Here is a 1,049-nt window from a genome sequence, read left to right as displayed (position 1 = left end):
CTCGGCTGGTCGCCCGCCAGCGGCGGGTAGTGGAAAATCTGTTCGCCGACGTCAAACAGCTGCCAGCTGCCGTCGTCGTTGTGCATCAGCCAGCATTTTTCGGCTTCGCAGTAGGTTTTGTGACCGCGCGGCACCCTGGGGAAAGCGACGAAGTCGCCGGAAGGCGCGCGCCACACCAGGCCGTCCTGATACGGCTGCAGGCTGCTCTCCCAGAACAGGTTCCAGCCGCGGCCCAGTACGCCGTCGCCGGGGTTACCGCTGCGCCAATAGCGCTGCCAGGCAACCGGCAGGCGCGAAGGCAGCACGAAATCGAGATCGTCTTCGCCGTCGAGGAATTTCTGGCCGCTGACGATATCCACCGGCCGGGCGATAATGCCGACGGCGGCGGTGGCGGTCATCAGGGTGCCGGCGCGGCAGGCGATGCGCGCCAGCTTGTTGATGCCGGGCAGCTTGCCCAGCAGTTTGCCGAGCGCCCCCAGCTTGCCGGCGGCGCCGCCCACGCCGCCCACCAGGCCGGCGAACAACAGCGTCAGGTCAGAGACCTTGTACAGCCAATCCGGCACTTCGGGCTTGATCGGCAAGGTGGTGACGGTGCCGCCGCCGATAAACACGTTGGGCGAGCCTTCCATCACCTGCGCGTCGCAGTTGGTTTTGTCCCCCACGCGTGAGGCGGGTTGGCCGTTGATGCTGACCTTGTCGGAGCCCTGCGCCATCTGCATGCTCGGGCCGTCGTCGCTGCAGGCCACCTGGCTGTTGGTAGCGAGCGCGGCGGGTTTGCCGTTGATGAAGACGTTGGGGGAGCCGGTGACGATATTGCCTTTGGGGGTCAGGCTACCGGCACCGGCGTCGGCAATGCCGTCGCGCGCCGCGGTGGCCGCCTCCCCGGTGAGATACCCCACCGCCAGGCTGGCGCCGATCAGCAGCACACCGACGCCGATACAGGAAGCCGCCAGGCCGGCGACGAACAGCGCACCCGCCGCCACCGCGCCTGCGGCGGCGATCAGGCCGCCGACAAGGGTGCCGGCAATCATGCCGGCCAGGGCATGGGA

General features: G+C 68.2%; 1 protein-coding gene. It reads right to left on the bottom strand.

The genetic code is table 11. The features are described from left to right. Positions 1 to 1,049, bottom strand: a 1,049-nt coding sequence (locus C9411_RS25270; protein WP_199200160.1) for a PAAR domain-containing protein, incomplete at both ends; no start/stop codon positions are given.

The sequence above is a fragment of the Serratia sp. Nf2 genome (assembly GCF_003028435.1).
GTDB lineage: Bacteria > Pseudomonadota > Gammaproteobacteria > Enterobacterales > Enterobacteriaceae > Serratia > Serratia marcescens_L.
Note: the sequence above shows the minus strand (reverse complement) of the source record. Positions and strands in the feature narration are given on the sequence as shown.